Source organism: Shewanella sp. S1-49-MNA-CIBAN-0167, from assembly GCF_040310145.1.
Classification (GTDB): Bacteria; Pseudomonadota; Gammaproteobacteria; order Enterobacterales; family Shewanellaceae; genus Shewanella; species Shewanella psychromarinicola.
The window spans coordinates 1-259 of record NZ_JBEOPO010000355.1; the positions used below are offsets into that span (position 1 = coordinate 1).

A 259-nucleotide genomic window follows, 5' to 3' on the forward strand; every position below is an offset into this window, starting at 1 on the left:
TTGTAACACATGGTGGATTTGTTCCACTGTTAATGATTGGGTCGGTTTAACGGCAAGTTGTACGGCAGGATCTTCACCATACCAAGATGGCAATGCACTCATAAATAAGATGATGAGTGTGCTAATTAATAGCCAGTATTTCCACTGAGCATATTGATTTAACGGTTTGGTATTCGATTTTGATTTCATAACACTTGATCTCACTACATCGGGGTAAAACCTCGATAAAAATGTATGTGAGTGATGATAGGCATTGACC

The 259-nt window shown here is 38.6% G+C and carries 1 pseudogene; it reads right to left on the minus strand.

Annotated elements, in window-relative coordinates:
* A pseudogene (gene secD / locus AAEZ00_RS21610) lies at positions 1 to 189 on the minus strand (protein translocase subunit SecD); the annotation flags it as partial.
* Positions 190 to 259: the final 70 nt, after the last annotated feature.